General features: G+C 57.1%; 9 protein-coding genes. All 9 read right to left on the reverse strand.

What is annotated here, in order from left to right; all coding sequences use genetic code 11:
- Positions 1 to 3: 3 nt before the first annotated feature.
- The 9 genes from rplC to rpoB all read right to left on the reverse strand — a co-directional run bounded on the left by rplC (position 4) and on the right by rpoB (position 17,674).
- Positions 4 to 654, reverse strand: coding sequence for a 50S ribosomal protein L3 (gene rplC / locus VJ369_RS16710; RefSeq protein WP_096256903.1), 651 nt, complete (start codon positions 652 to 654; stop codon positions 4 to 6).
- 20 nt (positions 655 to 674) lie between these two features.
- Complete coding sequence (rpsJ, locus tag VJ369_RS16715; protein ID WP_013349689.1) at positions 675 to 983, reverse strand: 30S ribosomal protein S10; 309 nt, start codon at positions 981 to 983, stop codon at positions 675 to 677.
- Between the two features lie 398 nt (positions 984 to 1,381).
- Positions 1,382 to 5,080 carry a hypothetical protein gene (locus VJ369_RS16720; RefSeq protein ID WP_324093139.1) on the reverse strand — a complete coding sequence of 1,233 codons (3,699 nt, stop codon included), beginning with the start codon at positions 5,078 to 5,080 and terminating at the stop codon, positions 1,382 to 1,384.
- Positions 5,081 to 5,256: 176 nt separating this feature from the next.
- Entirely contained in the window at positions 5,257 to 6,447 is a 1,191-nt protein-coding gene (gene tuf / locus VJ369_RS16725; protein ID WP_324093140.1) for an elongation factor Tu, read from the reverse strand.
- 243 nt (positions 6,448 to 6,690) lie between these two features.
- The gene (fusA, locus tag VJ369_RS16730) at positions 6,691 to 8,805 is read right to left on the reverse strand and encodes an elongation factor G (protein ID WP_324093141.1); all 2,115 of its coding nucleotides are present in this window, start codon (positions 8,803 to 8,805) and stop codon (positions 6,691 to 6,693) included.
- Positions 8,806 to 8,874: 69 nt separating this feature from the next.
- Complete coding sequence (gene rpsG / locus VJ369_RS16735; protein ID WP_096256908.1) at positions 8,875 to 9,345, reverse strand: 30S ribosomal protein S7; 471 nt, start codon at positions 9,343 to 9,345, stop codon at positions 8,875 to 8,877.
- Positions 9,345 to 9,719 carry a 30S ribosomal protein S12 gene (gene rpsL, locus VJ369_RS16740; protein WP_047119685.1) on the reverse strand — a complete coding sequence of 125 codons (375 nt, stop codon included), beginning with the start codon at positions 9,717 to 9,719 and terminating at the stop codon, positions 9,345 to 9,347. Before rpsL ends, rpsG begins: the two co-directional genes overlap by 1 nt.
- 449 nt (positions 9,720 to 10,168) lie before the next feature.
- The gene (locus VJ369_RS16745) at positions 10,169 to 14,059 is read right to left on the reverse strand and encodes a DNA-directed RNA polymerase subunit beta' (RefSeq protein ID WP_324093142.1); all 3,891 of its coding nucleotides are present in this window, start codon (positions 14,057 to 14,059) and stop codon (positions 10,169 to 10,171) included.
- A gap of 108 nt (positions 14,060 to 14,167) precedes the next feature.
- Entirely contained in the window at positions 14,168 to 17,674 is a 3,507-nt protein-coding gene (rpoB, locus tag VJ369_RS16750) for a DNA-directed RNA polymerase subunit beta (protein WP_324093143.1), read from the reverse strand.
- Positions 17,675 to 18,362 lie beyond the last annotated feature (688 nt).

Here is an 18,362-nt window from a genome sequence, read left to right on the forward strand (position 1 = left end):
TACTTATGCTCCCTTCACGGCGGTGCGTACGAGAACGACGCGACCGCGGGCGCCTGGAACGGCACCCTTGATCAGCAGGAGGTTCTTCTCAGCGTCGATAGCGTGAATGGTCAGGTTCTGAGTGGTTACGCGCTCAGCACCCATACGACCAGCCATCTTCTGTCCACGGAAAACGCGACCTGGGGTCGATGCGCCGCCGATGGAACCTGGCTTACGGTGGTTCTTGTGAGCACCGTGGGATGCAGGAGCACCGTGGAATCCGTGGCGCTTCATAACGCCAGCGAAACCCTTACCCTTCGAGGTGCCAACAACATCGACCTTCTGGCCAGCGTTGAACAGCTCTACGGATAGTTCCTGTCCTGCGGTGTACTCTGCGACGTCTTCGGTACGCAGTTCCACCAGGTGTCGACGTGGGGTCACGCCGGCAGCTTCAAAGTGACCAGCCAGTGGCTTGGTGACCTTGCGTGGGTCGATCTGGCCGTAGCCGATCTGAACTGCGGTGTAGCCGTCACGTTCTGCATTAACTAGCTTGGTGACAACGTTGCTGTCAGCCTGCACGACGGTGACTGGGATCAGAATGTTGTTTTCATCCCAAACCTGGGTCATGCCGAGCTTCGTGCCCAGCAGGCCCTTTACATTGCGGGTTGCGGTCATAGTTTTCTCGCCACCTCCCCTTAAAGCTTGATTTCGATGTTGACATCCGCTGGCAGATCGAGACGCATCAGCGAATCTACGGCCTTCGGGGTCGGATCAACAATGTCGATCAGACGCTTGTGCGTGCGCATTTCGAAGTGCTCACGGCTGTCTTTGTACTTGTGTGGCGAACGGATAACGCAGTACACGTTCTTTTCCGTTGGCAGCGGCACTGGGCCGACTACGGTTGCGCCTGCGCGCGTGACCGTCTCAACGATCTTCCGAGCAGAAACGTCAATGACCTCGTGGTCATACGACTTCAGCCGGATGCGGATTTTCTGTCCCGCCATGGCGTCATGCCTCTTCCTGTTAGCACTATCAAAAATTACTGTGCCTATATACGGGTTCTTGCGAACCGGCACGCCTTACGCTGCGACTGAATCCGGATTAGATCCGGGTTCCTCACCCGCAGGTGGCTCCGACCCCCGCGGTCGGGCGTGTCGTGAAATTTTCAGTCACGACAGTTCCGACATAGTTTTCACTTTGTGCGAAGGTCTTATAGTTTGTCACCGTTGTATCGATCCCGAACCCCAGGCATTATCCTGCGTGAGAGTCGATCCCTGTCGAACAAACCATTTCCGATTACCCCTGACGGGGATCGGGTTGCAATCAAGCAACTTATCTAGTCTGACAGGTCGACCGCCCTCGCGCAAATCTTTTGTACTGATTTAGCGCCGTGATCTTGACCTCACGAGTTCAAATTGTCTTGATCTGGCCGAGAATTTTCATCCCGGCCGAACTCAGCGCGGGTTTGGACTGGTTGCTCATCGCCGCGTGGTTTGCGTTCCACCCGGATCAGCTTCAATACCGCAGCCACAATCAACCCAACCCCGGCAAGCACCAGCCAGAGGAAAGCCAGGTAACGCAGGAACCACAGCACGGCCACGGTAATGGCAATCGCACCCCACCAGATGCAGCGTTTCTGTCCAAGCTTGAGTCCCAGGACAATCAAGGCGGCAAAGAAGAACAGGCTAAACACCTGCGCGAATCCATTTCCGTCTAGCAAGGTGCTAATCTGCGTGAGCGAGGCCAGGACCGCAGCGGTTATCACATACTGCTGGGCTGCAGGACCTCGTTTGCCCATGAAGTGCCGCGCGGCCAGAATAATCGCAAGCACCGTGAAGTACAGGAAGAAGACACTGAGAACAGGCATCTGGCGAATCTGAACATAACCGCTGAAGGCCAGCAGCCCACCGAGCGCTATGAGCGCGTCGCTCCCCAACAGCTGCCAGCGCGCAGGTAATTCGAAGAACCTGACCACGGCACCGGCGGCAAAGATCAGCAGCGCGCCGGCGATAATCCATGCGGTGCGCAGATCGTTGAAGTGCACCAGCAGACCGGCGGCTGCCGTGCTGAGAATCATTGCAGCGAAATAAACCCGGGCGGCTTGTCCCGCAACGTCCTTGGAAGAGTGCACGCCTCCCGGGTAGTGGGGCACCGGCTCCGCGAACCTGCCATGCAGCAGCGAAATTACCAGCAGCACAATCGCGGTGAGCAGCAGCTGCCAGGTAGGGTCCATCCATGGCTGCAGGCTGAACCTAGATCCTTCACGCCAGTAGGCAAGACCTTGGCCAACGGCGCCGAGCAGCGCCGCACTGGAACCGGCTGCCACCCATGCGATCTTCCGAGTATGCACCAAAAGTCCGAGTTGCCCCGCGCCAACCAGCAGCACCAACGCGGTCCAGCCAGCACCGGTAGTGATCAGAGTGATGGTCAGCAAGGCAAAGAGTGTGCCAAAGACCGGGGCGAAGCGCAGCGTGGATGAAATCCTCAAAAGCCATTGCGTGCCAACTGCCAGCAGTGCCACGGTGAGCAGCAGGATTTGTGCCACCTGTGCAGACCACCAAGGCCCGTGAATCCACCCGGTTACTTCGAAGCTTTGAATACCTTGAATATAGATCAGCGCGCACAGCCCGATCACCGACGCGAACAAGAGGAACTCTGCATGCTGCGTTTGTTTTCTCAGTGCATAGAAGCCCTTCACCGAGTGAATAATCCACAAACAGATCCCGAGCAGCATGGTGCCGCGATCAAATGATGCGAAGCCTAAATCGCCCGCGAGCAAGACCAACGGCAACAGGCAGACAAGGCCTACGGTAACCCAACGCATTTCTTGGCTCAGTGGACGCTTTGCACGCATCACCAGGAACAAGCGGACCAGCTGCGGGAGCATCACCGAAACTATCATCAGCGCAAAGCGCCCTGAGTAGTCAAAGTCGAAGAAGTTCGCGAACCACCAGATGCAAACGCTGAAGGTCAGTTGCGCTGCGGCTGCGTAGACCGTTTTCCAATGCGGCGCGTGGACCTTGCGCGCATTGAGCAAATAGAAGCCCAGATTTGCCAGCCCAACAATGACCACGATGAGCGCTGATCCTTGGAAACTGAAAATCAGCAGCGCGGCGCTGGCGGCCAACACCATGATGCGCAGTATTTGCGCATCGCGCTGTTGGCCGTGGCTGTCCAGGCGCCACCCTGCCAGGATCACATTGACTAGTGCAAGGATGATCCCAAACCCAAGCCAGATTCCTGCATTCAGCGTCAGGAAGCTTGCTTCCTCGTGCACGGCCACCGGGTGATGCAGCGACACGACGTAACTGAGCGTCATCACCGCAAGCAGCACCGAGGCACCAAAATGAATGAGGTCTTCGCGTGTGGCCGGAGCCTGGCCTTTTCTTCGAAGGGTCGAGAACAGCCACAGTGCAAAAAGCGGCAGCCATAAACCCACCACCCAGGCTAAGTTCAAGGCATCGAACTCCACTGCAGCGCGGCCGTAGCCTGGCGCCGCAGCCGTTTGCTGTCCATACCCGGTCAGCAGTTCTTGCAGTGCCCGGCCCACAAAACCGCCGAAGACCAGTACGCCAAGCCAGCGGGTCAGGTCCAAAACAAGGTGCCAGCGACCCTGTGTTTCATTGCGGAACGCAAGGGTCAGCCCAATAAGAGCTACCGCCAAAGCCGGCAGCACCCGCCACGCGAATAGACCGCTGGCCGTCATGGCTAGCAGCGCCAGCATGACCAAGGCGACGGCTTCAATCTTTCCCCGCTGGCGCAGTGCATTGAGCGTGAATACCTGCAGCACGGGAATCAACAGCACCGCGTACCACCAAGGCACCAGTGGTAAAGCGGCTTGCACCAAGGCTGCGAGCGCTGAGCCAATGACCAGCGCCCACATTGCAATGCGTTCGGTCCGCCACCAGCTGGCAGGAACTTGGAAGAGCTGGCGGTAGCCACGGGCAAAGTGCGTGAGGGCGAACCCCTGCCCGGCCCACAGCACAGCGCTGACTGCCCAGGTGATGTGTGATTCCATTCCCAGATAATTGCCGGTAGCAAAGATCAGCAGCATGAAGGTCACTCGGGCCGCATAGAGCCGGTACAACCTGAACTGCTCAATAAGCCGAATTGCCAGAAGCAGGTGCGCGGTAACCAGGAAGAAGACCCAGAGCAGATCGCGTGGGTTCAACGAACCGTACATGATCAATGCCAGGCCGAGCACTAGCAACGGCAGAAGCTGCCCGGTGGCGAAGACCGCCGAATAGAACAGAGAGGAACGGACCTTTTGACTGCGCACGGCCAGCACAAGCAAGACCACCGAGAGCACCAGCAGGAAGAGCAGATAGAACAAGATGCCGCGTTGCACCGTAGCCGCGCAAGCCATGGTGGTGGAGACCAAGACGAACACTGCAAGCCACGCGAGCACCCGGGAACGTAAACGGACCGTGGCAAAAGCGACGGCGAGTGTACCGATGAGCGAGAAAACCAGCCATACCACCGGGGCAGAAAGCGGCAGCGTCTGGTAGGTGGCGATCCCCGAGAGCGGAAGCAAGGCCAGACCGGTTCCGGCGAATGCGCTGGCAGCAGGTTTGAGGTTTTCCTTGGCCGCATGCACGTAGAGACCTACGCCGTAGAAGGCTGCGGCGAGCATGAACAGCGCGATGAGTTTTGGAAGCGGTGGCAAAGCGAAGCTGAGGAAGAGCGCTGCGGCGGCCACGATGAGCAGAGCCGCTACGTACAGCGTGACGTTGATATTGCGTAGTTCTCGTTCGCGTGCGGTGAGGACCTTGACCGGACGTGCCGGCGCTAGCGGAGCAGCAGGCTTAACCGCCAGCTGCGCAGAAACGCCTGCGGGCAGGCTTGGCGCCGGATCATTCGCTGTCCGCTCGATTAGCGGCTGAACTGTTGGCGGTCCGTTGCTGGCAGGCTGTGGCAGCTGGACAGCTGCCGGCGCCGCTTGCCTGGCCTCGCGCGCTGCATAGCTGGCGGCTGCGTTATAACCTTCTTGCCAGGCCTGCTGTTTGGCTTGGGCATCGGTGGACTGCTTCTTTTTACCGACTCGATATCCGATTAGAAAGCTTAACGCCAAGAGCAAGAGCACTACGATGAACCAGAACATACTTCGCCCTTAACTAGATGAGCCCGTCATGGGATATCAACTCCTCCAATTAGACCACTGTCTAGATATACTTGCGAAGTAAGACGCATGGTTAAGCAAAAAGATCTCCACTGCTTCCGGAGAAGCAGTGGAGATCTTTTATGTCAGACCAGTCGGTCTAGATCATTAGCAGCGAACTACTTGGTGATCTTGGTGACCTTGCCCGAACCAACGGTGCGGCCGCCTTCGCGGATAGCGAAGCCGAGGCCCTCTTCCATGGCGATTGGCTGAATCAGCTCAACCGACATTTCGGTGTTGTCGCCAGGCATAACCATCTCGGTGCCTTCTGGCAACGTGATGACGCCGGTGACGTCGGTGGTGCGGAAGTAGAACTGCGGACGGTAGTTCGAGTAGAACGGGTTGTGACGTCCGCCTTCGTCCTTCGACAGGATGTAGACGTTGGCATCGAAGCCGGTGTGTGGGGTGATCGAGCCCGGGGCTACGATAACCTGTCCACGCTCGACATCGTCGCGCTTCAGACCGCGAAGCAGCAGGCCACAGTTCTCGCCGGCCCATGCTTCGTCAAGCTGCTTGTGGAACATCTCGATACCGGTAACGGTGGTCTTCTGGATCGGACGGATGCCGACAACTTCGACCTCCGAGTTGATCTTCAGGGTGCCACGCTCGGCGCGACCGGTTACAACGGTACCGCGACCGGTGATGGTGAAGACATCTTCAATTGGCATCAGGAATGGCTTGTCGCGATCACGAACTGGGTTCGGGATGTAGGTATCGACAGCATCCATCAGATCCTCGATGGACTTGGTCCACTCTGGATCGCCTTCCAGAGCCTTCAGGCCCGAAACGCGTACCACTGGAGCGTCATCGCCATCGAAGCCCTGCGAGGAAAGAAGTTCACGAACTTCCATTTCGACGAGCTCCAGGAGCTCCTCGTCCTCAACCATGTCCGACTTGTTCAGTGCGACCATCAAGGTTGGAACACCAACCTGGCGGGCCAGCAGAACGTGCTCGCGGGTCTGAGCCATTGGGCCGTCAGTAGCGGCAACCACGAGGATTGCGCCGTCCATCTGAGCAGCACCGGTGATCATGTTCTTGACATAGTCAGCGTGGCCTGGAGCGTCTACGTGTGCGTAGTGACGGCTCGGGGTCTGGTACTCAACGTGCGAGATATTGATGGTAATACCGCGCTGGCGCTCTTCTGGAGCCGAGTCAACCGACGCGAAGTCGCGCTGCTCGTTGACATCTGGGTACTTGTCAGCAAGTACCTTGGAGATGGCAGCGGTCAACGTGGTCTTACCGTGGTCAACGTGACCAATGGTGCCGATGTTGACGTGCGGCTTGGTCCGCTCGAACTTTGCCTTTGCCACAGGTTCCTCCTAGAAACGTTTACAGAAGACTTACTTTCGTTTGCGCGGTTCGCAAACGAACTGAAATTAGTCTACTGGGGGCTTGGATAAATATAAAAATTTCGGTCCTGCGCGGGCCCTGCATGTGATGCAAATCCCTCGTTGGCCGTTTGCGAGGCCGGCTTCATTGGCAATAAAGCCGGCTTCGCGATCGGCCACTCCCCCACACGGGCGGGGTCACGGCCAAGTTTGGTTCCTAGACGATTACTCGCCGCGGGCCTTCTGGATGATCTCTTCGGCAACTGCCTTCGGGACCTCAGAGTAGCTGTTGAAGGTCATCGAGTAAACTGCGCGACCCTGGGTCTTCGAGCGCAGGTCACCAATGTAACCGAACATCTCCGACAGTGGCACGGAGGCATTGATAACCTTCACGCCGGCTGCGTCAGACATTTCCTGGATCGAGCCACGGCGGGAGTTCAGGTCGCCGATAACGTCGCCCATGTACTCTTCCGGGGTACGAACTTCGACGCTCATCAGTGGTTCAAGCAGGATTGGGTTAGCGCGGCGTGCGCCTTCCTTGAATACCTGTGAGCCAGCGATCTTGAACGCCATTTCCGAGGAGTCAACATCGTGGTAAGCACCGTCGAGGACGGTAGCCTTCACGCCAACCATTGGGTAACCGGCGAGGATACCGTACTGCATGGCGTCCTGGATACCGGCATCGATGGATGGAATGTATTCACGAGGAATACGGCCACCGGTGACAGCGTTCTTGAACTCGTAGTTCACGCCGTCGACAACCTCGAGAGGTTCGAATGCAACCTGGACCTTTGCGAACTGGCCCGAACCACCGGTCTGCTTCTTGTGGGTGAAGTCAACCTTATCCACAGCAGTCTTGATGGTTTCGCGGTATGCAACCTGTGGCTTACCAACGTTGGCTTCCACGCGGAATTCGCGCTTCATGCGGTCCACCAGGATATCCAGGTGAAGCTCGCCCATGCCGCCGATTTCGGTCTGGCCGGTGTCATCGTTCAACGAAACGGTGAAGGTTGGATCTTCTGCAGACAGCTTCTGGATAGCGGTCGACAGCTTCTCCTGGTCACCCTTGGTCTTAGGCTCGATGGCCACGAAGATCACTGGTGCTGGGAACGACATCGACTCAAGCACAATCGGGTTCGCTGGATCGCAAAGGGTATCACCGGTGGTGGTATCCTTCAGGCCGATCACGGCGTAGATGTGACCTGCGTGGATCTCGTCTACCGGCTGTTCCTTGTTGGCGTGCATCTGGAAGAGCTTGCCAACGCGTTCCTTCTTCTGCTTCGTCGAGTTGAGCAACTGGGTACCTGAAGTTGCCTTGCCCGAGTACACGCGGATGAAGTTCAGCTGACCGAAGAATGGGTGAGCGGCAATCTTGAAGGCCAGAGCCGAGAACGGTGCGTCCTCGGTAGGCTCGCGAGTGAGCTCAACTTCTTCGTTCTTTGGATCGTGGCCGATGGTTACGCCGACGTCCATTGGGTTTGGCAGGAAGTCAATCACGGCGTCGAGCATAGGCTGCACGCCGCGGTTCTTGAAGGCCGAACCACAGTAAACTGGGTAGATCTCCGAGTTGATGACCATCTTGCGAATGCCGGCCTTGAGCTCGTCATTGCTGATCTCTTCGCCTTCGAGGAACTTCTCCATGAGCTCGTCAGAGCCCTCAGCGACGTCCTCAACCAGCTTGGCGCGGTATTCCTCGGCCTTTTCCAGCATGTCTGCAGGAATTTCGCGAGTCTCGTACGCGGCACCCATGGTGACGTCACCCTTGGAGTCGCCTTCCCAGACGAATGCCTTCATGGTCATCAGGTCAACGACACCGACAAATTCATGCTCGGAGCCGATAGGCAGCTGCATAACCAATGGCTTAGCGCCAAGGCGCTTCACGATGGTCTCTACGGTGAAGTAGAAGTCTGCACCCATCTTGTCCATCTTGTTGACGAAGCAGATGCGTGGAACGTTGTACTTGTCAGCCTGACGCCATACGGTCTCGGACTGAGGCTCAACGCCTTCCTTGCCATCGAATACTGCAACGGCGCCATCGAGCACGCGAAGCGAGCGCTCCACCTCAACGGTGAAGTCAACGTGGCCAGGGGTGTCAATGATGTTGATCTGGTTGTTGTTCCAGAAGCAGGTCACGGCGGCAGACGTGATAGTAATGCCGCGTTCCTTTTCCTGTTCCATCCAGTCGGTAGTCGAGGCACCATCGTGTGTCTCGCCGAGCTTGTGATTTACACCCGTGTAGAAAAGGATGCGCTCAGTAGTAGTGGTTTTACCAGCATCGATGTGGGCCATGATGCCGATATTTCGGACCTTATTCAGGTCAGTAAGCACGTCCTGTGCCACGTTGTCTCCCTTAAAGGTGAGGCAAGGAATGCTGGATGCCTGTTGACACCCAGCACTTCCAAGCGTTTCTTACCAGCGGTAGTGAGCGAAGGCCTTGTTGGACTCGGCCATCTTGTGAGTGTCTTCGCGACGCTTCACAGCGGCACCCAGACCGTTCGAGGCGTCCAAGATCTCGTTCATCAAACGTTCGATCATGGTCTTCTCGCGACGAGCCTTCGAGTAGCCAACCAACCAGCGAAGAGCTAGTGCGGTTGCACGGCCTGGCTTGACCTCAACAGGAACCTGGTAGGTCGCGCCACCAACGCGGCGTGAACGAACCTCAAGGGCCGGGCGGATGTTATCCATGGCCTTCTTGAGAGTCGAAACAGCGTCGGCGCCGGACTTTGCAGCGGCACCTTCGAGTGCGCCGTAAACAATGCGCTCTGCAGTGGACTTCTTGCCGTCTACGAGAACCTTGTTGATCAGCTGAGTGACCAATGGGGATTCGAAGACTGGATCAGAAACTAGTGGGCGCTTTGGCGCCGGACCCTTACGAGGCATTACTTACCATCCTTCTTTGCACCGTAGCGGGAACGAGCCTGCTTGCGGTCCTTAACACCCTGAGTATCCAGAGCACCACGTACAATCTTGTAACGAACACCTGGAAGGTCCTTTACACGACCACCGCGAACGAGCACGATGGAGTGTTCCTGCAGGTTGTGTCCGACACCTGGAATGTAAGCGGTAACTTCGATGCCACCGGCAAGGCGCACACGTGCGACCTTACGCAGAGCCGAGTTAGGCTTCTTCGGGGTGGTGGTGTACACACGAGTGCACACGCCACGGCGCATTGGGTTGCCCTTGAGGGCAGGAGCCTTGGTCTTGACGACCTTAGGCGAGCGGCCCTTACGGACCAGCTGCTGAATAGTAGGCACTTTCGTGTCCTTCCATTGTCTAAGTTTGTCGGCACCACAACCGGACAGGAATCTGCCAAATCATGGAGCTAGCTGCTTGCTTTACAGCCACAGGGTAAAATGCCCCTAGGCGTGCGAAAGTGTGGCATTTGTTGCGCAACCTGCCCGCAACCCGGACTGAGTCCATTTTGCCACACCTAAAACAATTGCTTTCAGTCTAGCATTAATCCGCCATCGCTCTAGGTTCAGTAAGCTATCTCACCTATCACCCGAGCATAACCAGCTAAGCTGAACGCCGGCCATACCGCAGATGACCACAGGCTGAACCTCGGTGCACAATTCCCAGACTAAGCCCTAGTTGAGAACTCTCCCAAATGACTTATCTCCTCTTTGTCAGGTATTAAAAGGAACGCCCGCCGATACCAAAAGGTACCGGCGGGCGTATTGACTAACTAGTCAAGCATCCGTGTTTAGCGGAAGTCTGAACCATGGTCGTAGTCATCCATCGAGATGGCCTGGAATTCTGGCGAAAGGTTGCCTTCCAGAGCATCGTCGTACAGTCCCGAGGAGAATGCCGAGGAACCGGTGAACAAAGTTGCCTTTGCTTCGTCGGTTGGCTCAACGTTGATCTGGGTGTAGCGATCCAGGCCGGTACCGGCTGGGATCAGCTTACCGATGATCACGTTCTCCTTCAGACCCAGCAGTGGATCTTCCTTACCTTCCATCGCAGCCTGAGTCAGCACGCGGGTGGTTTCCTGGAAGGAAGCAGCCGAGAGCCATGAATCGGTGGCAAGCGATGCCTTGGTAATACCCATCATTTCGTCACGACCGGCAGCTGGACGCTTACCTTCGGTGACGGCCTTCTTGTTCGCAGCGGTGAAGCGCGAACGGTCAGCCAACTCGCCTGGCAGCAATTCAGTTTCGCCGGACTCAATGACGGTGACGCGACGCAGCATCTGACGGACGATAACTTCCACGTGCTTATCGTGGATGCCTACACCCTGTGACTGGTACACGTCCTGGACCTCGCGGACCAGGAACTTCTGTGCTTCACGTGGGCCCAGGACTCGAAGAACCTGCTTCGGATCCAGGGTACCGCTGGTCAGCTGTGTACCGGCAATGATGTTTTCGCCCTCTTCAACCAACAGGCGCGAACGACGCAGAACCGGGTAGGCCTGCTTCTCGTCGCCGTTGTCTGGAGTGACTACAACACGTAGCTGCTTCTCGTCGTCCTCGATCGACACGCGACCGGTGACCTCGGACATCGGAGCCACACCCTTAGGGGTACGGGCTTCGAAGAGCTCCTGGATACGAGGCAGACCCTGGGTAATATCATCAGCCGATGCAACACCACCGGTGTGGAAGGTACGCATGGTCAGCTGAGTACCAGGCTCACCGATGGACTGTGCGGCGATAATGCCCACGGCCTCACCAATGTCAACGGTCTTGCCGCTGGCCAGCGAACGGCCGTAGCACAGTGCACAGGTACCAACGGCAGAATCACAGGTCAGCACGGAGCGAACGCGGATCTCGTCAACACCGGCTGCGTACAGCTGGTCGATGAGCACGTCGCCCACGTCGGAACCGGCTTCTGCCAGAACCTTGCCGTGAGCGTCCTTGGCGTCGGTAGCCAGCGTACGGGTGTACGCCGAGTTCTCGACGGTCTCGTGCATCATGCGTACACCAACGGAGTTGTTGGCGATCGGCACGGTCAGACCGCGGCGGGTGCCACAGTCTTCTTCGCGCACGATGACATCCTGTGAAACGTCGACCAGACGACGGGTCAGGTAACCGGAGTTAGCGGTCTTCAACGCGGTATCGGCCAGACCCTTACGGGCACCGTGAGTAGCAATGAAGTACTCCAAAACCGACAGGCCTTCGCGGTACGAAGACTTAATCGGGCGAGGAATAATTTCACCCTTAGGGTTGGACACCAGGCCACGGATACCGGCAATCTGACGCAATTGCAGGTAGTTACCACGAGCCTTGGAGGTCACCATACGGTTAATGGTGTTCAGCTCTTCCATACCGTTCTTCATTGCCTCGGCAACCTCATCGGTAGCCTTGGTCCAGATGTCGATCAGGTCCTGGCGGCGCTCGGTATCGGCGATCAGGCCCTTATCGAACGAAGCCTGGACCTTCGCGGCACGAACCTCGTAAGGAGCCAAGATGGCTGCCTTGTCCATATTCGAGGTAATGTCCGAGATGGCCACGGTGACGCCCGAGCGGGTTGCCCAGTAGAAACCGGAATCCTTGAGGTTATCCAAGGTTTCTGCCACAGCGATCTTCGGGTAGCGCTCTGCCAGATCGTTGACGATCTCCGAGAGTGCATCCTTGCCGGCAACCTGTGCCACCCATGGGTAATCCGCTGGCAGGGTGTCGTTGAACAACACCTGGCCCAGCGAGGTCTCCAGAAGTGCTTCGGTACCTGGCTCCCAGCCTTCTGGAGCAGGCTGCTCGTCAGAAGGAACGAAGTTCGGAACACGAATCTTGATCGGGGCGTTCAGGTGCAGTTCACGCAGGTCCATTGCCATTATGGCTTCGGCAACCGAGGTGAAGGTGCGTCCTGCGCCAGCTTCGTTGGCACGCTTGGTGGTCAAGTGGTGCAGACCGATGATCATATCCTGTGAAGGAAGAGCAACCGGGCGGCCATCCGAAGGCTTCAGAATGTTGTGCGAGGACAACATCAAGATGCGGGCTTCGGCCTGTGCTTCTGGGCTCAGCGGCAGGTGGACTGCCATCTGGTCACCGTCGAAGTCGGCGTTGAAGGCAGCACAAACCAGTGGGTGCAGCTGCAATGCCTTACCTTCAACCAGCTGTGGTTCGAACGCCTGGATGCCCAAACGGTGCAGGGTAGGTGCACGGTTAAGCAGTACCGGGTGCTCGGTGATGATCTCTTCGAGAACATCCCAAACCTGTGGACGGTAACGCTCGACCATACGCTTAGCGCTCTTGATGTTCTGTGCGTGGTTGAGGTCAACCAGGCGCTTCATCACGAACGGCTTGAAGAGCTCCAAGGCCATCTGCTTAGGCAGACCGCACTGGTGCAGCTTCAGCTGCGGACCGACAACGATGACCGAACGGCCCGAGTAGTCAACACGCTTACCCAACAGGTTCTGACGGAAACGACCCTGCTTGCCCTTGAGCATATCGCTCAACGACTTCAGCGGGCGGTTACCCGGTCCGGTGACCGGACGGCCACGACGGCCGTTGTCGAACAGGGAGTCAACAGCTTCCTGAAGCATGCGCTTTTCGTTGTTCACGATGATCTCGGGAGCACCAAGATCAAGCAGACGCTTCAGGCGGTTGTTGCGGTTGATCACGCGGCGGTACAGGTCGTTCAGGTCCGAGGTAGCAAAACGGCCACCGTCGAGCTGAACCATTGGGCGAAGCTCTGGTGGGATCACCGGAACTGCATCCAGAACCATGCCCTCAGGCGAGTTCTCGTTGACCAGGAAGGCGTTAACAACCTTCAGGCGCTTCAGTGCACGAGCCTTCTTCTGGCCCTTGCCCTCGTCGATGATCTGCTTGAGCAGTTCAGCCTCGGCCGCAAGGTCGAAGTTCTGCAGGCGCTTCTGGATTGCCTCGGCACCCATGGAGCCTTCGAAGAACAGTCCGTACTTTTCACGCATGGTGCGGTACAGGCCTTCGTCGCCTTCGAGGTCAGCGACCTTCAGCCCCTTGAAGCGTTCCCAGACGGCACGCAGACGTTCGGCTTCAGCCTTTGAACGCTTGTCGATCTGGAGCACGGTCTTCTCTGCCAGGGTGCGAGCCTTGTTCAGCTCGGCGCCCTTGGCACCGTCGGCTTCCATGCGCTCCAGCTCGGTTTCGAGCTCAGCGGCAATAGCCTTCTTGTCTGCTTCAGCGTTATTAGCCAGGTTGCGCAGTTCCAGATCATGCTGGGCCTGCAGGTTAGGCAATTCGGCGTGGCGGCGGTCCTCGTTTACCGAGGTGATCATGTAAGCAGCGAAGTAAATGACCTTTTCAAGGTCCTTCGGAGCAAGATCCAATAGGTAGCCCAAGCGCGATGGAACGCCCTTGAAGTACCAGATGTGGGTCACTGGAGCTGCAAGCTCGATGTGTCCCATGCGCTCACGGCGAACGTTGGCGCGGGTCACCTCGACGCCACAACGCTCACAGATGATGCCCTTGAAGCGCACGCGCTTGTACTTACCGCAGTAGCATTCCCAGTCGCGGGAAGGGCCGAAGATCTTTTCACAGAAAAGACCGTCCTTCTCCGGCTTCAGGGTGCGGTAGTTAATAGTTTCCGGCTTCTTGACCTCGCCGTAGCTCCAACCGCGGATTTCTTCTGCGGATGCAAGGCCAATGCGCATGAGGCCGAATGAGGAATCGTTGGACATAGGGTCCTTTTCTCTCTTCTTTGGTGTCTGAAGTCGATACGAATAAGTAAGTCTTGGTTTCCCGCTACGCTCGCTGGGCCAGCTGGCCTCCTGAGGCAGCGATCAAGCCTAGACCTCCTCTACGGAGTTTGGCTCCGACCGGGAAAGGTCGATGCCAAGCTCTTCCGCCGCACGGAACGATTCCTCGTCCGATTCGCGCATTTCGATCGTGTTGCCGTCGGTACCAAGTACCTCAACGTTCAAGCACAACGACTGCATTTCCTTGATGAGCACCTTGAACGACTCTGGAACGCCTGGTTCCGGAACGTTCTCGCCCTTGACGATGGCTTCGTAGACCTTTACACGTCCGTGGATATCATCTGACTTGATGGTCAGAAGTTCCTGCAGGGTGTAAGCGGCGCCGTAAGCTTCCAGCGCCCAAACTTCCATCTCACCGAAGCGCTGGCCACCGAACTGGGCCTTACCACCAAGTGGCTGCTGGGTAATCATGGAGTATGGACCGGTGGAACGTGCGTGGATCTTGTCGTCCACCAAGTGGTGAAGCTTCAAGATGTACATGTAGCCAACGGAGACCGGGTCCGGGAAAGGCTCGCCGGAACGACCATCGAACAAGCGGGTCTTACCGGTGTTACCGATCAGACGCTCGCCATCACGAGTGAGGTTCGTTGAATCCAGGATTCCGCGGATTTCCTCTTCCGAGGCACCATCGAAGACCGGGGTCGACACGGTGGTCGGTCCGGACTGGCGAGGCAGGTTAGGCAGATCCTTCACCCATGCTGGCTCGTTTTCGATGTTCCAGCCCTGCTTGGCAGCCCACGCGAGGTGGATTTCCATTACCTGGCCGACGTTCATACGGCCTGGCACACCCAGTGGGTTCAAGATGATATCCAATGGGGTTCCGTCTTCGAGGAACGGCATGTCCTCAAGTGGCAGAATCTTGGAAATAACACCCTTGTTACCGTGACGGCCGGCAAGCTTGTCACCATTGGTGATCTTGCGCTTCTGTGCCACGTACACGCGAACCAGCTGGTTGACACCAGGGGAAAGGTCGTCATCGTTGTCGCGATCGAAGATACGAACACCAATGACGGTGCCCGACTCGCCGTGCGGAACCTTCAGGGAAGTATCGCGGACTTCGCGGGACTTCTCACCGAAGATGGCGCGCAGCAGACGCTCTTCTGGGGTCAGCTCGGTTTCACCCTTAGGAGTGACACGGCCTACCAGCACGTCGCCGGCTTCAACTTCAGCACCGATGTAAACGATGCCGCGGTCATCAAGCTGGGACAGGATGTCCTCGGAGACGTTCGGGATGTCGCGAGTGATTTCCTCGGCACCAAGCTTGGTGTCGCGGGCATCAACTTCGTGCTCTTCGATGTGAATCGAGGTCAGCACGTCTTCGAAGATCATGCGCTGCGAAAGAATGATCGCATCCTCGAAGTTGTGGCCTTCCCATGACATGAATGCCACGAGCAGGTTCTTACCCAAGGCAAGCTCGCCCTTGTCGGTCGAAGGACCATCGGCGATGATCGACTGGAATTCCAGACGGTCACCTTCGTTTACCAATACGCGCTGGTTGTACGCGTTGCCCTGGTTCGAGCGGGAGAACTTCATGATGGGGTACATCGACTCGGTGCCGTCATCATTCATGACAACAACCAGGTCTGCGGAAACCTCGGTGACAACACCTGGCTTCAGTGCAACGATGGAATCGCCGGCGTCAACCGCGGCGAACTTCTCCATGCCGGTACCAACCAGTGGCGACTCCGAAGCCAGCAGCGGCACAGCCTGGCGCTGCATGTTGGCGCCCATCAGTGCGCGGTTGGCATCGTCGTGCTCGAGGAATGGAATCAGTGCGGTTGCAACGGAAACCATCTGGCGAGGCGAAACGTCCATGTAGGTCACTTCGGAAGGCTCAACGATAACGGGCTCGCCGCCACCGCCCTTTTCACGGACTAGTACGGTCTCTTCGAGGAAGCGGCCGTCTTCTGCCAATGGAGCGTTAGCCTGTGCGATGAAGTGCTGAAGCTCGTCATCTGCGGTCAGGTAGTCAACCTCGTTGGAAACAACGTTGTCCTTGACCCGGCGGTAAGGAGTTTCGATGAAGCCGAAGGAGTTGATCCGTCCGTAGGTAGCCAACGAACCGATCAGACCAATGTTCGGACCTTCGGGAGTTTCAATTGGGCACATACGTCCGTAGTGGGACGGGTGAACGTCTCGAACTTCCATGCCTGCGCGGTCACGGGACAGACCACCTGGGCCCAGGGCCGACAAGCGACGCTTGTGGGTCAGGCCGGCCAGCGGGTTGTTCTGGTCCATGAACTGCGAGAGCTGCGAAGTACCGAAGAACTCCTTGATTGCAGCTACCACAGGGCGGATGTTGATCAGCGTCTGCGGGGTGATCGCTTCCACGTCCTGGGTGGTCATGCGCTCACGCACAACACGCTCCATACGGGAAAGACCGGTGCGGATCTGGTTCTCGATCAGCTCGCCCACGGCGCGGATACGACGGTTGCCGAAGTGGTCGATGTCATCTACGTTGACCGGTACGTCGACAATCTCGCCCTTGCGGGTACCGGAGATGGTCTTCTCGCCTGCGTGCAACGCGACGAGGTAACGGATCATTGCAATGATGTCGTCCTGGGACAGAACCGATGGGCTCTCGGCGTCAACCGGAACCTCTACACCAAGCTTGCGGTTGATCTTGTAACGACCAACCTTTGCCAGGTCGTAGCGCTTTGGCTCGAAGTACATGTTGCGCAGCAGACCCTGTGCAGCGTCCACCGTTGGTGGCTCGCCCGGGCGAAGCTTGCGGTAGATGTCGAGCAAGGCTTCGTTCTGATCCTTGACGTTATCCTTCTCCAAGGTGGCACGAATTGAATCGTACTGGCCGAATTCGGAGAGGATCTTTTCTTCGCTCCAGCCAAAGGCCTTGAGCAACACGGTGACCGACTGCTTACGCTTACGGTCCAAACGCACACCAACCTGGTCGCGCTTGTCGATTTCGAGTTCGAACCATGCACCACGCGAAGGAATGATGCGCGAGGAGTAGATGGTCTTATCACTGGTCTTGTCAGGCGTGGACTCGAAGTACGCACCTGGGGAACGGACCAGCTGCGACACAACAACACGCTCGGTGCCGTTGATGACGAAGGTGCCCTTGTCAGACATCAGTGGGAAATCGCCCATGAATACGGTCTGCTGCTTGATTTCGCCGGTTTCATTGTTCATGAATTCGGCCTTGACGTACAGCGGTGCCGAGTAAGTGGCGTCGCGATCCTTGCACTCTGCGATCGAGTACTTAGGATCAGCGAATTCCGGATCGGAGAAGCTCAAGGACATGGTGTCCTGGAAGTCTTCAATCGGGGAGATTTCCTCGAAGATTTCAGCCAGACCCGAGACATTCGGCACGCTGGTGTCACCAGCGGCCTCGGCCTTGGCTAGGCGGGCCTTCCACAGGTCATTACCGATGAGGCGGTCAAAGCTCTCAGTCTGCAATGCCAAAAGGTTAGGCACTTCAAGGGGTTCGTTAATCTTTGCAAAAGAAAGTCGGCCAGCGTATGCAGCATCGCGAGCCGAACTAGCGGTTTGGTTGTTAGGGTTGCTCGAGGCGACCAAGATGGATCCTTCCAAAGACCGTCAGGTTTCCGAACGCCAACCGTGCTAAGGTGCCTGTCATAGGACAAGCCCTCGTGTGACGACGCGAACCCACCGCTATATGAAGGCCACGCGCGCAAACAGGGATGGCGCAAATTTCTACTCTACCGGAGTATTTTAAGCTTGTCGATATCCGCGAGAGAAATTCATGCTATAGTTTCTTGCTACTTTTCGAAGCGTCCGGATTTCAGGCACATTTCTGCCATTCACGGTTGTCACCGGCGATACCCAGATTCCCTTTCAAGCGAAAATTCCGCTCACATTTACCCATGTGAGAGATCAAAAGCAGAGTCTTGGGCGAATATCTGCGGCCCACCTTCACTCCCCTACCGTGAAATAAGAATTCTCGCGCCATATCGCCAGTGTGCAGTTACTCACAACGGCAATAATTCATCAACTTTGCCCATCACGACGTACCGGGTCAGCTGACGCACCGTAATTTTCTCGGAATCTTTTTTGGTCTCCGATTCCATTCAACTGCGGCTTCGCAAGGAGCCATCAATAGCTCCTCCAAGCCCGGCGGGATTCCTCCTGCCCCAGTTCCCCTACAGGGATCAGCATTCGCGGGCGCGCGCACTTTTTGAATTCTTTTTCATTCACCAGGCTCCTGCGCACGGCCCATGGTCTCAGAGATTGTGGACGCACAGCT

Source organism: Glutamicibacter sp., from assembly GCF_035257265.1.
GTDB lineage: Bacteria > Actinomycetota > Actinomycetes > Actinomycetales > Micrococcaceae > Glutamicibacter.